We start from the raw sequence: 15,663 nt of genomic DNA, 5'->3' as shown, positions 1-15,663 counted from the left end.
GAGTCCTGAAAGTGGAATAACGACCGGGGTGACCTAGTGGCGAGCAGAAGACCAACCACTGCCCAAACGCGTTTTCGAGTCCTCCGCGTCCAACCCATGGTTCGTCGCACTCGTCACGCGGATTGTAATTTGCAAAGTATCCGGTCGGCCTTGCGTTTAAATGATCCGTAGATCGACTTGTCTGCATCGTACCACGATTGTCGTTCACGCACATGCGCAATCGTCCGAACCACGTTGCGCAATAGGATCGCATCACCCACAATGTCGTCGAGTCGATGATCGATTAGTCCAAATACGCATGAAGCACCGTCAGAATCACCTTGGGATGCGTCGGACAACAGGTATTCAAGGTACGCCGGAAGATAGTAGCGGAAACAGATCGCTGGCATGAACATCAGGTCCTCTTCACGGTTGAGCGCGTCGGCGGCGATCATGGAAACCGCTTGTTCAATAGTCTTACCGTTGAACCGCTCGTACGCGGCCTTTGCATCCAGGCACCAAGGTTCGCTGTGCCAGTCGTCTTCGGTCGGGGGCGCGATCATAGTTTCATCGACGAACGTCAAGGTTCAGTGGGGCGGGAAACAACTGTGCAGAGCGAAGCGAGCCAACCCACGTTTTCCGGCTTCGCTGCAAACGCTGGTTATCCGTCCGTGTCAATGGTGAGTGTAGGTACGGTAGTATCGCCAGCATCGGATACAACGACGTAGGGATCGGATCGTCTCCACTCAGTGTGTACAAAACGTGAATTGGGATGGGGCCGTAAATGGAATTGGTACCGTCCGGGAGTAAGTGGCAACCATCGGGGGGCGACGCCATCGGGGCCAGTCAAGAACTGTTGGTAACCACCATCGCCGCCATCAGGGCCAATCAAGGTCATGCCTACAAAAACATTTGGCACGGGTTCGCCCGTGTCCGCAGACACCACCTTGAGAAGCGGCGGACCGTTACGCCGTCCATACTCTTCGACATCAGCGTCAAACTGCTCGGTAGTAGTCCACATTGATCTTGGAGTCGGCGTCGCCGTATCGCATGCAGGTACGGCCAGGAACAGAATCGCGAGCATCACGCGAGCCGATGCTGTTTGCTGAGGGTCGGTCATAGGTTCATCGTGAGGAAAACTAAGCTTCACAAGCTGATGTCACTAGGCTTGTCGTACCGGGACGCCCGACCGTTCGCCTATAGCGGCAAAGGCCCGTGGCGTCTTGCCAAGACGTCGGGAGTCCAGCGTGCGTTATCGAATGAGTATTTGAAAAGTGAAAGTTAACTGAGTCTAGAAGAGCGTTGGCAACAGCTTGCATCCTCGCGGGGATTCGCCCGAGTAGCGGACCCGCATGCTTTTATGATGTGGGAGGGGCCCCGGAGCAATCCGGGCTACTATCCCGATTGCCATGGTTATGTGTCGTCTTCGAGATGCTGTTTATCGTAGCCGCGGCGACGGACCGTCGAAGTAGTGACAAATTCTTTCTGTTGAGATTCCGTGATTGTATCAGGAGTGCCTGCAGGTGCCAAAGCGATCATCGTGGAGTTGATCACACGGCGTTTTGATTCATTGGGAGTCAAAATCGTGGCCGTATGGAGAGTGCCCTGCCACATCGGTGGGTCTTGAGAAAACGGTGCGGATGAATTGTTGACGCAGATGATTTGGTAATCGTTTCGCGAGAAGCATGGAATGCGTGTGGAATACGGCCGAAGCAATTCGTAGCCGGATTGAAACATTGGATTGTGTTTCGCCATGAATTCCTTGGGCGACAGGTCGAGATCGAACGCGCATTTTGCATAGTCCGAGATTTCGAGTTCGGCGTCCACCTCGCTGGGTTCGTAACCCAACATAAGGAAGCATTCATCCGGGCCACCATCAAGATGAGGGCGTGTTGTTTCTTGTTGGTCGAATCGCGCGGCAGACAGGTAGATCAGTGTGCTGTCCGTTTTAGATTCGTGAACTCCGGCGATTGAACGTTTGAGATCGACCATCAGTTGACGAAAAGCAACGGAATCCATTGAGTTGCCAACGTTGACGACGCAGAAGCCCGGCGCATCAAAGTCGGTGCGGCAGGTGCGATCGTAGATGTCGGTGGCGATTGATAGCACGTCCAACGACGAAGGACGCATGCAAATCGATTTGCGCGGCCAGGTGAGTGTATCAGCGTTCATAGGATTTCTTACACATAACGACCGAGGTTACCCGGTTCTGGTAGATTGTGTTGTTGTATAAAGTCGACCGGCCACCGGGACGCGGGTGCAACGAATGGTTCCATGACCGCCAGACGAAACTCAAGTGTCGATTTTGGGCTATCTGCATTTACATAAGGGGCGAGGCCAAGTGTCGCAAGTGCGACGACGAAGGCGTGAAGAGGTGGGTTCATGTTTGGTGTCGAGTCGTAGGAGTGGTGTGTTTTTAGTCGCAGAACGTTGACGGTCACCGTGATCCGGTGGCTGACGTTTCGATGGCCAAGTTTGGCAAGTCCGGATCAGTGGTGCACCGTTTGGTTATCAAACTAACTACGCTACGCTTCGAGTGGGCTGTGAAGTCTTGTTGCTAGTTGTTCAGTTCAGACTTAGCAACACCGCGGGCAATTGAGAGTATTTTTGTGTATGTGGCATCGAAGTTTATGAGCAAATGATATGCAGCCGATTCCGAATCGGATAGCAATGCAAATAGAAGGTGTTCCGTCCGAACATTACCATCGCTCCAATTTAGATCCGTTGAGGCGAGCAATGTTGCGGTCTCGACTGCTTTTCTCGTTCTAGGTGTCAATTCACGAACAGTAACTGGATCTGGATTAGGAACTGAAGCAGGGACACTGAGAAATCGCCGAATTTGTCGGCGAGCGAACGCTATTGCGAAGTTCGTTCGTTGCTTCGAAGTTGGTACGGACGGAGTGGCACGAGAGAGGTTTTCAATCTGTTTGACGATTCCCGAAATGGTGCGGGGATTGTGGAATTGCAACAAAATTGTTGCGTGGCTTGTGTAGGCGAGTAACGCCAATAAGAGGTGCTCTGTTCCGATGAATTCACAAGACGTGTCCTGCGCTTTAATGTCCGCAACCGCGATCGTTCCGACAGCGTCATCCATCCAGTGATGCGATTTGCAAAACTGGATGCAATCCGGGAACGATGATGGCACGTCTGTAAGCATCGATCTTCAGTCGGATAACGTTTAGGTTTTGCGGGCCGCGAAAGTTGATTTTCAACTGTCAAAACGCGTGTAAGCCCGGCTTCGTAACAGGGCCTGGTTATTCGCCGTCTGAGACAGTGTGAAACTCAAGGTCAGCTGCGGTGAAAGTCTTGCCGACAGGTATCGATTCAGCGTCAACGAGCCGGTATGTCCATTGGTTCATTTTAGCGTCCCAATTCACGGTTTGCACCATGCCGACGAGCGTTGCGGTGTCCAGATAGCGACGACGGTACAGTATAGCATCGCCAATCGATAAATACGCTCGTCTGGCGTCGTCGTCGAGTTGCGCTATGGAAACATGCCATCCGGAACCAGGCTCACAAAGGGTTTGTTCGCTCGATGAATATAAGAACTTGCGTAGTTGTGTGACGCCATCGACCGGGTCTTGATTATTGTGGAGGTCGTCGCGGCTAGGCTGGAAAATGCCGTGCGAAATAAAGTTAAGCCGCGCGCGGGCAAGTGAGATGTTCGAGTTAGGACCACCAGTAACGACTGTGGCGTTGTGGTTGTCCTGTCCGTCATCCTCCCACCAGCAGATACGGCAAATATCCCATCCGCCGCGTTCATCCAGTGTTGCGTATCCGCAGCAGGGACAAGCAATCGAGTGTGAATTGGTTGATGAGGGTCTGGAGTCTGCCATTTCAGTTGAACGGTTGGCGTCACCGAGCCGTCGCGGTTGATATCTTACTTGAAAACGCGCGATCGGCGGCTCTGCTTTCATGCCATTGTTTCATGGTCATTATAGATCAGACAGATCAATGTCGGTATAGACGAGTCGATGATCCGAAAGCACCGTTGGATCCACTTGGTGTTGGGCGTAGTCCCAGTTAACTGGTATGAGTATCCAATCGATCACCGACCGGGGATTGTTAGAGTGGTATGTGAATTGGCGGTCGTCAGTTCCCCGACAGCTGGGTTCACGACGAAAGTAGCCACATTTGTCAAACTTCTCTATGGCATTTCCACCGCTCTCGTCGACTACAGAGCTGGGGAAGCCTAATGGCGCGGAGTTCATGTCTCCAGCGACTAAGATTGGCCTGGTGCTCTGACCAGTGAGTGACGTGATAATTTCCGCGGATTGCACACGGAGCGATTCACTGCGGTGGGAGAGATGCGCAGCCACGACTCGTAGCGGCAGTCCGTCCAAGTTGATGTCACATACGACTGAGCGTTTCTTACCCGCGAGTAGCGTCTCGAACGAGGAGAAGCCCGGCAGATCCACGAGCTGCGCGTCAGTGATGGGATACTTGCTCAAGACAGCATTGCCGAATCTCCAAGTCCAGGACAAGACACGAAAGTCAAGATTGCGTTGTTCGACCCAGTGAGAATATCCGGATTTGTTGGCTAGGTAACGAGCTTGATTCGTACGGAAACTCCACGAGGCGTCAAAATCGACCTCGTTGAGGATGACAATATCGGCATCAAGTTTCCGGAGCAGTGCTGCAATTTCGTCGAGACGCGAAATGCGAACGTGGTAGTCGCCGCCGTCCCAATTTGAAGTAGCGGTACCGCGGCCATGCGCGATGTTGAAGCAGGCCACTCTCATTGACGTTGGAATATCGCCGTCTGCTCGTATCTCTGTCTGACCAGAGTTGTAAATGGCGACGCATCGCCACAAACTCATAATTCGGCTGACTACGAACGGCACGAGGATCACCGCGAGCACAAGAATCGTTGCGCGTACCCACACACGCTTGGAAAAACGTAGGCGTCTCACATCACTCCATGTAACGACCGGCATCACCGAGCACACGCGGTAGACGTTGTGGTGGCCAAGTCACCTAACTCGCATACTTCAGTGCAATTCATGGTTCCCCGCTGTCTTGTTTCACGTAGGCGCGAGTAATGTAATCAGTCTTAACGTATCGAGCGTGACAGGAGATGCAAGAGTCAATGCGTCCACACGCAAGGATACGACGTGTGTGTCCATCGATGACAGAGTATTCCCAGTTTCCGTTTTTCGCGTCGAATGTTGTTCCCATCTTTTGCATCACCGTGTAAAGCTCCGGCTCCTTATCACCCTTGGATCTCAGTTTCGACTTTACGATCATTGATCCCTGTGGGTAGCGGTCCAGTCCGTCAATCAATGCACGTTTTCCCGTTTTGTTCACGTAGACGTTGCAGAATGCGGATTCGCCGTATCCATCATGGATGAGTGTCGGGTTGAACCCAAGAGGCCGACAGGCCTGGTTAATCGAGTCATCCATCTCATGTGGCTCGTCCGTGATACGAATGAGATTCTTCAAGTCGGTTGCGTCTCGGACCAACTCGGAATCGGAAGGTTCCGTCGCCAAAGCGATTGTCACTGCGAGCGACGCGAATGCGAACGTGACAACGGTTTTTCGTGGCATGGTCGCAACAATTTCGAAACGGGGAACGAGGTAATTATCGCTGGTCGGACCTATGACACAGCAAATGTTATCGCTGGTGTGATGGGAGCTTATCACCTCTTGGGAATTCACCGAGTATCAGCGAATTGGAATCCCGGGTCAAGCAAATGGGTTCACAAATTTTCATGGTGGACGCATTGATTTGTCCAACATGTACGCGAAATATCAGCTCCACCGTGCTGGGGTTGTGCGACTCGGCGTTCGGAAAGATTGAACAGCAACGTATTACTTTCTTTGGCTCAAAACCGTGATCCACGTTTCTGAGTCGCCCGATTACAGTGACATGGTTGTTGAGGAAGCTGCGGCCTGCACTAATGCGGCCACAGCAGTTGCAGCAACCGGAAGCAACAATGTGAAAGCGATAATTGCCGTAGTCGTTGGCACGCACCGATGGCCGACTTCCGAGTTTTCACCTTCGATCTAATGGTCGATAAAACTGGAGCACTCTGACGTTTTTTTTTGCCGCATCGATGTCTCAGTTACGTAGGCACCGCTGCCGACATAACCTTGCAGCGGGACTTACTCGATCACTACGCCACCTACACGATTTTGGAGCAAGACCTCAACACTTTCCTTAACGAACGCTTTGCTAGAAATGGGAAGGCGATTGACTCCTTCAGCGACAGAAGCCGCATAAACCCCACTCATATCGGTAAACCGATCGGGCGGCTCGGATGGGGCGTGACAAAGGAGACTGTCGTGTATTCCTACACCGCGAGTAACGGCGGTGGTCACACGTACTATCACGACCCGACTACCGGGCGGACCTACCAAAGTTCAGCATACTGGTAGTTCTCCAGCCGTTTTGGCAGTTGAGCGGGCGCGGGATTCATCGAGCCGCGTCATTCGCACATCCAAAATCCGCACGCCGAACAAGACGCGGTGAGCAGACCTTGGAGTCGTTCGGCTGGACACTACCAATAGCCTCTCTCGTGATATGCGATTCCAGTTTCCCGGTCATAGTAGTAAGTGGTCATGGCACCATTCGCCTTTGACGGGCTGTAGTAGATCATGGCCTTGTCGAGAGGCTTCCATCCGGTAGCCTTCAAGAATCGGGCCATTGTTTCCTGGTTGGCTGGCTCGCCTTCGCCTGACATCGTCTCGCGTTTATGGGCCGTGCTGTCATTTTTGACTTCCCAAAGTTGGTCTAGGAACTTCATGAGATCCGCTGCCGCCACCTTGTATCGCGCGAAGTGACCGCCGCGCTCACTCAGCAGAGAGATTTCCGTGGCTTGCGGCGGCACCCAGGGTTTGATTCGGCGATCAGCTATTTCAGCCGCGGTCTTGAAGCTATGTTTGCCGGTCAGGGTGACAGGTTGCGCAGACGCCTTGCTTGTACGGAGGATCGTCTTGCCGTTTACGATTTGCCCTTGAGGCGTGTGTTTGCTGTTTCGTATCGAAATCTTTCCGTCGGCCGCTACGACCATGTCGAACGATTGCCTTGGTTCTGAGGAGTCCTGCTTCGCAGGCTGCCCGTTGAATCGGTTGGGCAAGTCGGATTCAGTCCAGGCAATCGTCCTGTTTTCCAGATCCCATGTTCCTTGAAACATGGTGGGCTTCATCTTGGGTTTGGTTTTACCTGCTTCGGAATTTTTCACGGGGCCCATTCGAATCAGCATCAGGTCAAATGCAGGTTTGCGAGGTAATGCCGCGATCGTGTAAAAGATCGATTGCCTTGGATCCTTAGCGGGCCAGCTCCAAACCATTTGCCAGCCCGCAATCATTCCCCCTTTGGGGTTGCCCATGATTTGCAGGCTGCCGTTCAAGGGTGTCGCAGCATCGCCAAGGGCAACTTGCCCATCGAACGACCAAGTTCCACGGGATTCGTTCAGTCCTTCAAACAGGGGAATCACGTCAGTGGAAATCCCCTCGGGGAGTTCGTTGTATCCTAGATCCTGCCACGTAGTAGCTGTCTTTGCCGGAGGTGATTGAGCGACTGCCTGCCATGATGCGGTCAGAACAGCGGCGGCGAAGATGGTCAGAGCCGCGATCGTTGGAGACGAAAAATTTGATTTCGGATTCATGATAGTTCGGAAAGATGATCGGTTATTGCGACTACTTGGTGAAAGGATGCAGCCAAGCGTCAGAGGCTACTGGTGCGGATATCGCTAGGCTTTCGACTGATAGCGACACCGGTACACTAACACGTGGGATCGTGATGGAGGGCTTGTTCGAAAATGAGTTTATTGAAATTCTTGATTTAGTTCTGAGCGACGAGAATTGAAGACCACTTGCATCCTGCCTCGAGGGATCGCTTCCCGCAAATTGTAGTCACCGAAGTCTCGCCGCGCCCCGCTGGAGACTAGGCAGAGGACCGACATGTCGGGAGGTTGACGTGGCAAAGGCCGTTCCGTCGCCATTAGCTGTGTCTGTTAACGACGCCCAAATCTACAAAGTTGGTCCAACTGCCGGCACGAAACCAATTCGCTCCAAGGCTTCGGTCAAGACACCTTTGCAGATCGAGCGACACGATTCCACGAAGCGAAAAAGGGTCGTTGATACTCAGTTCAGAAACGACATTTTTTGACGAGTTGATGGGACTGGCGTGAATGTGTTGAGGTTTAGACCACGGCCGCTAAGAGGTCTTCAGTTAATCTTCACGACCGCGATTGCCAATCCGTCGCTGGGGCGGCCACGGGGAAGGTCTTGAGAGATTGTCGCAAATAGTTTCTCGATCGTCTCTTGTGCGCTAAGTGAACGGTTGCGGTCAAGAAAGCTGACGAGTCCATCTTGGCCAAAAAACTCTGACACGGTCGATTCGGCCTCTAGTATCCCATCATTACAACTGGCGTATATGTCGCCAGCTACGACTTGAGTCGGCGGTCCGGCAGAATAGTTCTGGTCTTCGCAGACGCCAAGTGGAAGCTCCATCTCAACTCCGTCTTTCAAGTTCCCGCACCGATCTAATAGAAATCCGTGTGCCCCTGCATTGGCGATCTGAATCGTCCGTCTGTCCGGACTCAAGACTGTAAGTTGGGTCGGTACCATGGCATCGCGTGTGTGATCCGTGATGAGAATCTGATTAACCCGCGTCAGAATCTCGCCGGGATCGCTGCAGGTGGCGGCTACCGAGCGGATCGCAGTCCGAGCCCTAATAGCGTCGATCGTAGTGTAAACGTTCAGCCCAACTGCCCAGCCGCGAACGAGAAGCAGAGATCCGTCGTGACGGGGGACGTAATCGACAAAGTCGCGAATCAGGGGCAACAATGGTTGGCATTTTGCAGCAATGTCGAAAGCTCCCAACTCCGGAGCTTCTTCCGGAGATAAGCATCGATATGCCGTGTCCTCCAACATCCCCGGTAGCTGCGATGTAATACGTTCGATTATTTTCGGGCTCGCTTCGCAAAGAGCCGTTTCCAATTCCTGCTCGTCTAACTGATCGAGGAAAGCATGTTTCTGCAAGTTAAGGCGAAGCCCTTGTGGCTGCAGTTTCCCGGCGCGGCAAAATCGAACAAGAACGTCTGGGTGCCATAAGAAATTGCCCGATAATTCCGCGTATGGAAATTCGAGTTTACTATCGGTCTTAACAGCTAACTCAACAATCATCTTGGCGGTCATGAAATTATACAAACGGTTTGGCTGAAAATATGCCGTGAGTAGAACCCGCGCGGGTCGGGTGCAACGGATAGATAGCCATTACAGATTGAGGATACCTAAAAAGGACGATAAGTTGGGTGTGATTTCCACCCAACGATTGTGAATATTGTGTCTATGCCAGCAATAGTGAATGATGCGTGGGTTCACGATCGAAGTTCGATAATCGAGGGCGAATGGCGCATCGAATCCCATGCCCACGTCACCGATGAGCACAGTCTGCGAAGGTTCAATATTTCCGGGTGACCGAGTGCTGTCGGCAAGGCCTCGAAGACAAGAACCATCTACCGCCTGCGAGAGCCACCAGCTGGTTTCCTTTTCCATTTGAGACGTAGCATAAAACGTAACCCCTGAATGTTCGTCGAATAGCTTGTCGAACACGCTGTGATCATCGGGTGGGCACCACCGGTTCGACCGAATGAGTTGGATCAGCAACGGTGGCAAATCGAGTGAATTGACGCGTGTGACAAATGTCATATTGTGCCATCTACCTGAGTAACTGACAGGAAATCGAGGTGATGCGGCACGCCTCTTTCCTATCGCGGTTGCTTGTACTTTGCGCTGATGAGCTTCCAATCGTATGGTAGCCAGTCCGGCTGCGGCGCGGTGCCGTTTTCCACAGCCTTCTTCAAATCCGCCGAGTAGCTTGCTGCAAACGGGGAAACGCCGCCAGCGACCTGCTCAAAATCGCCTGCGAAGCAATCCTACAGATCCGCGCGGCCGCGTTGTGTGACGACGACCGCCTAGTCCGTGCGATAACGAACCGGCTCGGACAATCGACCTTCCGCCGGGCAACCCAGTTGAGCCAGGCTGCGTAAGCTACAAACCCTGACATGCACCCACTTCCGCAGTCGAGATCAGGGCAATCGTGAATGCATCACTTCACGGCTCTCTCGGATGACATCTTTGGGCGGACATAGTTGTAATAGACCGCACCCTCCATATCACCCGATCGGTTATAGAACCAAGTCTGGACAAAAGCTGGACCTGCAGGCAAGTTCTCGATCGTGAAGGGGACGCCATCGGCACCCTCCTCCGCGTCTTTTTTCTCGTCGACGTATACGTCTTCACCATTCCAGATCTTGATTCGTGCGCTCGCGATATCAATCGCCTTCGGAACGCTCTTTCCGTCATAAACTTTCCCTTCTGGCGCGGTTGTCAACGTTGATTGGTCTTCGACTTCTTGCGGCCAGCGGCGGAGATCAAAGTGATAGGTACCCGGCTTTGCAAATTCGACAGCCAGGTAACCACTTCCCGTTTTTCCGTCCGCCACAATCTTGTGGTTCCATAGTTCTTGATTGTGAAAATCATGGCTGTTTAACTGCGTCATTGGTTCCGCAGGATGGCCAATGACAGTTCTCGCATATTCGTTTTCACGTTCGGCAACCAGTCCGTACCAATCTTCATAGGCTTGAACAAGCTCCGCAATGATTGCGGAGTTCGCGGGATCCTTACTGAGATCTTTCGTCTGAGCTTTGTCAGCGAGCACATCCCATAGTTCCCAATCCGAGCTAGCACCCGACCGTGTCAACCGCCACTTGTGGGCAATGCTGCTCCCCTGCCAGTCATCTTTCTTTACGGAGAGATTCCGATACTTTTGAAAGTTCTCCTTACGCATATTGCAGATTGTTACTTTCCTGTCTTTGAATTCTGACCCAGGATCATTGCTGGGGTTGGTGTCCAGAAAGTCCTTGAAGCTCTGGCCATGCATCTTCAATTTCCCTGGTCTATTGGAGACGTCGTCCAAGCCGATCATATCCATCAACGTGGGCAACCAATCCATGTGCGATGTCAAAGCTGTTACATCTCTCCCATTCCCCTCACCGCCAAGTCCACCCGCCGGCCAACGAACGTAACTAGGAACTCTTGTGCCGCCGTCATAGAACGATATCTTGCCGCCACGGTACATAAATTCCCCACTGCCATTGTCAGTGAAAAAGATGAGGATGGTGTTGTCAGCGAGTCCCTTTTCGTCCAAGAACTTTACTAACCTGCCAACATTCTTATCGATATTTTCGACGGTCGCCACTTTGGCGGTAATTCCATCTCGGGCGTCACCGGGTGCTTTTGGCCAAGGGCTATGGGCGGCAGCGGTTGGGAAATAAAGAAAGAATGGCTTGTTCTTTTTCTGATTGGCTTCCATAAACTCGAACGATCGGTTGAACATCGAGTTGGTAACGAAAGCGCCCTTCATGCCATCATCCTCATCCGTCATTTCGACCAATGAGTCGTTCACCCAATAATGGGCGTCGTGATGCATGTTTCCCCAATAGTCCGGCTGCTGACCCACGCCGCCACCTTTGGTCCAAGCAACATACTCAAATCCTCTATCTTTTGGCCTGAAGGGATAGTTGTCTCCGAGATGCCATTTACCAACCATCCCCGTTGCGTATCCATTGTGTTTGAATACATCGGCGATCGTGATTTCATCATTTCTTAGCAGGCTTCGTCCAGCGATGGTGTGCCAGATTCCTGACACACTGTTGGACCGGCCGGTCAGCGTTGCTGCACGAGTAGGAGCACAACTGGGCGACACATGGAAATCGGTTAGGCGGACACTTGACTCTGCCAGTCTGTCGATATTGGGCGTCTTTGATTTTGAATCTGGATTGTAATAGGTGAATACACCGTGACTGACGTCATCAGGCATAAGGATGATGACATTCGGTCGTTCTTGGCCGAACACGGCGCCTCTGAAACAAAGAAGTGCCAAGATTACTGTGCAAAAAACTTTCATAGAAATTCCAAATTAGCTTTTGATGTCTGAAACTTGTCTGACCCTGTCAGGATCAACGGGGAAGGGAGCAAACTAATATTTTTGCAATGGTTTGAATCTCAGCATCGATGACGCCAATCAGCTACAACGCAAAGTCGTCATCGATCGATTGGTCCGTATAAAGTGGCATATGGCGATAGTAGACTTCAAGGATCATCGTCGCCAGGCAAGTGGAGTAGAGACGGCCGCCCATTATCCCACCCATCTCCGGAAGCGGATTCGGCAACCAACTTCCTGATGCATGTCCAGCGGTCAATTGCGATTGAACCAGTGAATCTCGCATCTCGCGATTCCAGGGCTCCCACTGGGGACCACCAACATGCCGCATCACTTGTGTTGCGTAATAGCTGTAGTACAGGTTCTCGAGTCGCGGACCCGTCGACGAAATGAAGCTAACTCCACGATTGATGCCGCGATTATCTTTCGGTAGTCCCTGATACATACGGCATAAAACGCCAATCGATGTTGTGGTCGCACCACCGTCGTGCTTAGTTTGTTGGTTCCGATACCCATATTTTCCACCGCCAGCGCTACTGACCGAGTTAAGAAACTGTTCTGTGCCTTCGAGAGTCTGATCCGGCACGGTTAAGCCTCCGATTTTGCCGCTCTTGAGTGCCATGACTGCCCAACCAACGACGGACGTGTCGCCCGGTTGGTGCGTTGCATAACGCCAGCCCCCGCCGCGTGGATCCTGTGTTTGGACCAAATAGTCTAGTCCGCGCTGTGCAGGGTCTCGTAAGCGAGAATCGCCAGTCATCGCGTAAGCCTCGCAAATAGCAATTGTCGCAAGGCAGTGCGAATACATCGTGCCGCCTTGTTCGTGCCAGGCACCCATCGGATTCGAGCCACTGCTGAGGTTTTGATGCTCGATCAAGAATGTCAATCCGCGATCAATAACCTCTTTGTACTGCCCCGCCATGTGAGTCTCGCCAGACCCAAGAAACGGCAGCAGCGTTAGTCCTGTAGCACCATTTCGTGAGGATGCAAATCGCCCTGCGTTACCGCATTTTCCCAGACACACCTCGTCGTGGGCGAACGTCCATCCACCATCGGCGACTTGGTGCTCGGCAAGCCACTGAAGTGCAAGGGCAATTGCCGCTTCGCTTTGCTGGCTTCCGCCGAATTTATTCAACAACAGGCTTTTGTTTTCTGCGGTTCGGCCATCGAAAGAGGCGGACAAGCTAGCCGTACTGCTAAGCCTGGTCGCTCTCGGTGTGCCTGCGGTCAAATTGGCCATCAGTTTGACCTCACCGTATCCCACTCGGTCGTAGACGATCGGCATTTCAGGTTGATCGGATTCCTCCAAGAGATTGGGCGAAACGTTGCTGGAGAGAACCGCATCGGGATCATTCGAGGTCTCGTCCCGGGCCTCGTCGAAGTAAATCGGAATCGAGGCAAGTTCAAATTCCACCGATTGCGACGGTTCGTCATTCCCAATCTCGATCGTCAACCACCGAAGATCACGAACGGCTGGCGTTAAAACAATCATCGCGAATGCCAGTAGAACGGCGGAATGGAGAATCGAACTCACAAGCCATCCAGCGATCGGCGAACGCAACGATCGACGGCGTGGAACCTGCATCTTGATCAACTCCAGTGGTTCGGATTTGCGATGTCGCTAGGCTGAAGTTTACCACATGTGAATGGTATCGACTGTGAATTGCTTAACCAAGCCATTTCGCGGAGATGCCTGAATTGCCCTGCGTCGCCGGAGTCATCGTGGTCGACAATGATTGCTCGGACGACACGGCTTTCGATGCAGAGTAAGCAGGTGCGATTGGCGTAGAAAGCCGGATCGCCTCTCAGCCTCAGCCAAAGTAAGGTCTGGACGATGCAGCTGACGAGTCCTTGGGTGCCGTGAAAGGTCACGGCTCGTCGGTGTAGCCTGCTTCGAGGTACAGTCGGGCAGCTTCTTGATAGGCGGGATCCCAGCCGAGCTCTTGTAGCAGATCACGCCGTTTCTTGAGGTACCATTTTGGATCAATGGATTGCTGGCTTGCTTCAAGTAATTCTAATGCTCGCCCCTTCTTGTCGGCTCGTCGCAACATCCGATCCTGAAGCAGAATGAACTCGGGCCGATCTCGATTCGCTTGCTTGATCAGCCGTTGGTAGGCAGCTGTAAGTTGTTCTTCATAATCATCGGGATTCGAAATCGGCCATCTCTCAAGCACGCTCGGCAATTCGCGATAAGCCAACGCTCGCCCGAGTCGGTATCGAGTGTACGCCACGACCCAAGCGGTTGGTGTCGTTAACTGCTGCGACTCCGACGGAAATTGGTCGGAAAGGACTTGTTCAAGTTGCTTCGCTAATCCGATGGTGGTCCGCAAGTTTTCCTTGCGTTGCTCGTCGTTATCGACCGAGTGCAAACGCGTCTGCAAGTCAATCATCTGTCGCCAAACATTCGGCTCAATTCTCGCTGGCCTGACCAGCGTTTCAAGCAATGGTTCCTCGACCAGTTCCGATTCAGCCCGTTCCGAGTCGACCGATACATCTGTCGGCGCGGGAGACATTCGCCCCGGTTTCCAGCGACGAAGCCATGATTGTCTGGCAACGTACTCCAAACGCTCGTCGTCTGAATCCGCATTTTGAATCTGATCGGCAAGGGTCGCCAATTGTTGGCTTCGCCAGTTTTCCGCATTGATCTCGTTGGACTCAGCCGCCGCGGAACCGATCGCCAACGACGCCAGCACGAGGACAACGATCCATCCACGCCATCGGTTCAGGAATCGTTCAGCGAGCAATGATTTTGGGGAGCAGCTGGGCATCTTGCGATCAACGGTGGGGGAAATGGAACACGAGTAAACAGACGGTAAAAAAGATAACGGTGGCCGAAACCGACTTATTGAATCGTGTTACTTTAACATATAAAAGACATGTAGCGCATCTTCAAGTGCGGCTACGCTGGCTGCCAACCCTCTCATCAAACCCGTGCACCAAGAGATAGAAAGTGTCCAATACCTCCGATCGTTTCCCTCAAGTCGCCGCCAGCTCGTTACCGCATTTGACGACGGATCAGATGATCGAGGTCGATCGTGCAATGATCGAGGACTATGGGATTGAGTTGCTGCAGATGATGGAAAACGCTGGACGAGGATTGGCCCGACTCGCTGCCACACGATTCTTGGGCAATTCGCTTGACGGCAAGAATGTGATTGTACTTGCGGGCCGCGGCGGCAACGGCGGGGGCGCCCTGGTCGCAGCTCGGCGACTGCACTGCTGGGGCGCCAACGTAAAAGTGTTTGTCACCAAGCCCCGCGACGCGTTTGGCGGCGTGCCGGCTCACCAACTCACGATTGTTAAGGAGCTGGGCATACCGGTCGACGAAGATTCGATCCCTGACGGTGAAGTCGATGTCATCCTGGACGGTTTGATTGGATACAGTCTCCGGGGGAATCCAAGGGGCCGCGCATCCGACTTGATTCGTTGGGCTAATCAGCAGTCGGCTGCCACCCTCGCATTGGATACTCCTTCGGGACTCGACACCGCCTCTGGCCAGGTGTTTGAACCCTCGATCTCGGCATCTGCCACATTCACATTGGCATTACCCAAGTCCGGGCTATTCAGCTCGGCTGGCTCACGTCATATCGGAGAGCTGTACCTAGGTGACATCAGCGTTCCGCCGTCACTCTACGCGGCGATGGGTCTGGCAATTCCAACCTCGCTGTTCGCCGAGAGCGACATCGTTCGCCTTATTTGAACGTAGCCTAGGCTTCCAGCCTGCTGATTAC

15 protein-coding genes are annotated in these 15,663 nt (G+C 52.8%); 1 reads left to right on the top strand and 14 read right to left on the bottom strand.

Annotated elements, in window-relative coordinates:
- Positions 1 to 113: 113 nt before the first annotated feature.
- The 14 genes from SH528x_RS23480 to SH528x_RS23415 all read right to left on the bottom strand — a co-directional run bounded on the left by SH528x_RS23480 (position 114) and on the right by SH528x_RS23415 (position 14,700).
- A complete protein-coding gene (locus SH528x_RS23480; protein ID WP_442505883.1) occupies positions 114 to 542 on the bottom strand; it encodes a hypothetical protein in 429 nt (142 codons plus the stop codon).
- Between the two features lie 98 nt (positions 543 to 640).
- Positions 641 to 1,099: a hypothetical protein gene (locus SH528x_RS23475; protein ID WP_442505882.1), complete on the bottom strand. Its 459-nt coding sequence runs from the start codon at positions 1,097 to 1,099 to the stop codon at positions 641 to 643.
- Between the two features lie 293 nt (positions 1,100 to 1,392).
- The gene (locus SH528x_RS23470) at positions 1,393 to 2,151 is read right to left on the bottom strand and encodes a hypothetical protein (protein WP_442505881.1); all 759 of its coding nucleotides are present in this window, start codon (positions 2,149 to 2,151) and stop codon (positions 1,393 to 1,395) included.
- Positions 2,152 to 2,159: 8 nt separating this feature from the next.
- Positions 2,160 to 2,363 carry a hypothetical protein gene (locus SH528x_RS23465; protein ID WP_442505880.1) on the bottom strand — a complete coding sequence of 68 codons (204 nt, stop codon included), beginning with the start codon at positions 2,361 to 2,363 and terminating at the stop codon, positions 2,160 to 2,162.
- A 173-nt stretch (positions 2,364 to 2,536) separates the two neighbouring features.
- Complete coding sequence (locus SH528x_RS23460) at positions 2,537 to 3,136, bottom strand: Clp protease N-terminal domain-containing protein (protein ID WP_442505879.1); 600 nt, start codon at positions 3,134 to 3,136, stop codon at positions 2,537 to 2,539.
- A 97-nt stretch (positions 3,137 to 3,233) separates the two neighbouring features.
- Positions 3,234 to 3,815, bottom strand: a complete 582-nt coding sequence (locus SH528x_RS23455) for a CPCC family cysteine-rich protein (protein ID WP_442505878.1) — start codon at positions 3,813 to 3,815, stop codon at positions 3,234 to 3,236.
- Between the two features lie 99 nt (positions 3,816 to 3,914).
- Complete coding sequence (locus SH528x_RS23450) at positions 3,915 to 4,721, bottom strand: endonuclease/exonuclease/phosphatase family protein (RefSeq protein WP_442505877.1); 807 nt, start codon at positions 4,719 to 4,721, stop codon at positions 3,915 to 3,917.
- Positions 4,722 to 4,980: 259 nt separating this feature from the next.
- On the bottom strand, positions 4,981 to 5,526 hold the full coding sequence (locus SH528x_RS23445) for a cytochrome P460 family protein (RefSeq protein WP_442505876.1): 546 nt from the start codon (positions 5,524 to 5,526) through the stop codon (positions 4,981 to 4,983).
- 953 nt (positions 5,527 to 6,479) lie between these two features.
- Complete coding sequence (locus SH528x_RS23440; RefSeq protein ID WP_442505875.1) at positions 6,480 to 7,589, bottom strand: hypothetical protein; 1,110 nt, start codon at positions 7,587 to 7,589, stop codon at positions 6,480 to 6,482.
- Positions 7,590 to 8,151: 562 nt separating this feature from the next.
- A complete protein-coding gene (locus SH528x_RS23435; protein ID WP_442512167.1) occupies positions 8,152 to 8,859 on the bottom strand; it encodes a PP2C family protein-serine/threonine phosphatase in 708 nt (235 codons plus the stop codon).
- Positions 8,860 to 9,201: 342 nt separating this feature from the next.
- Positions 9,202 to 9,540, bottom strand: coding sequence for a hypothetical protein (locus SH528x_RS23430; RefSeq protein ID WP_442505874.1), 339 nt, complete (start codon positions 9,538 to 9,540; stop codon positions 9,202 to 9,204).
- 496 nt (positions 9,541 to 10,036) lie between these two features.
- Positions 10,037 to 11,896 carry a sulfatase-like hydrolase/transferase gene (locus tag SH528x_RS23425; RefSeq protein ID WP_442505873.1) on the bottom strand — a complete coding sequence of 620 codons (1,860 nt, stop codon included), beginning with the start codon at positions 11,894 to 11,896 and terminating at the stop codon, positions 10,037 to 10,039.
- Positions 11,897 to 12,017: 121 nt separating this feature from the next.
- Complete coding sequence (locus SH528x_RS23420) at positions 12,018 to 13,517, bottom strand: prenyltransferase/squalene oxidase repeat-containing protein (RefSeq protein ID WP_442505872.1); 1,500 nt, start codon at positions 13,515 to 13,517, stop codon at positions 12,018 to 12,020.
- 283 nt (positions 13,518 to 13,800) lie between these two features.
- Complete coding sequence (locus SH528x_RS23415; RefSeq protein ID WP_442505871.1) at positions 13,801 to 14,700, bottom strand: hypothetical protein; 900 nt, start codon at positions 14,698 to 14,700, stop codon at positions 13,801 to 13,803.
- A gap of 182 nt (positions 14,701 to 14,882) precedes the next feature.
- Here SH528x_RS23415 and SH528x_RS23410 point away from each other — a divergent pair, with 182 nt between their 5' ends.
- On the top strand, positions 14,883 to 15,632 hold the full coding sequence (locus SH528x_RS23410) for an NAD(P)H-hydrate epimerase (RefSeq protein ID WP_442505870.1): 750 nt from the start codon (positions 14,883 to 14,885) through the stop codon (positions 15,630 to 15,632).
- Positions 15,633 to 15,663: the final 31 nt, after the last annotated feature.

It is taken from the genome of Novipirellula methanifontis (assembly GCF_052161655.1).
Lineage (GTDB): Bacteria > Planctomycetota > Planctomycetia > Pirellulales > Pirellulaceae > Novipirellula.
Note: the sequence above shows the minus strand (reverse complement) of the source record. Positions and strands in the feature narration are given on the sequence as shown.

Coding starts and splice junctions, on each gene's coding strand:
- SH528x_RS23420 (WP_442505872.1), bottom strand. CDS start 13,517: ATGCAGGTTCCACGCCGTCGATCGTTGCGTTCGCCGATCGCTGGATGG.
- SH528x_RS23450 (WP_442505877.1), bottom strand. CDS start 4,721: ATGAGAGTGGCCTGCTTCAACATCGCGCATGGCCGCGGTACCGCTACT.
- SH528x_RS23465 (WP_442505880.1), bottom strand. CDS start 2,363: ATGAACCCACCTCTTCACGCCTTCGTCGTCGCACTTGCGACACTTGGC.
- SH528x_RS23480 (WP_442505883.1), bottom strand. CDS start 542: ATGATCGCGCCCCCGACCGAAGACGACTGGCACAGCGAACCTTGGTGC.
- SH528x_RS23470 (WP_442505881.1), bottom strand. CDS start 2,151: ATGAACGCTGATACACTCACCTGGCCGCGCAAATCGATTTGCATGCGT.
- SH528x_RS23440 (WP_442505875.1), bottom strand. CDS start 7,589: ATGAATCCGAAATCAAATTTTTCGTCTCCAACGATCGCGGCTCTGACC.
- SH528x_RS23455 (WP_442505878.1), bottom strand. CDS start 3,815: ATGGCAGACTCCAGACCCTCATCAACCAATTCACACTCGATTGCTTGT.
- SH528x_RS23435 (WP_442512167.1), bottom strand. CDS start 8,859: ATGTTGGAGGACACGGCATATCGATGCTTATCTCCGGAAGAAGCTCCG.
- SH528x_RS23425 (WP_442505873.1), bottom strand. CDS start 11,896: ATGAAAGTTTTTTGCACAGTAATCTTGGCACTTCTTTGTTTCAGAGGC.
- SH528x_RS23445 (WP_442505876.1), bottom strand. CDS start 5,526: ATGCCACGAAAAACCGTTGTCACGTTCGCATTCGCGTCGCTCGCAGTG.
- SH528x_RS23460 (WP_442505879.1), bottom strand. CDS start 3,136: ATGCTTACAGACGTGCCATCATCGTTCCCGGATTGCATCCAGTTTTGC.
- SH528x_RS23415 (WP_442505871.1), bottom strand. CDS start 14,700: ATGCCCAGCTGCTCCCCAAAATCATTGCTCGCTGAACGATTCCTGAAC.
- SH528x_RS23475 (WP_442505882.1), bottom strand. CDS start 1,099: ATGACCGACCCTCAGCAAACAGCATCGGCTCGCGTGATGCTCGCGATT.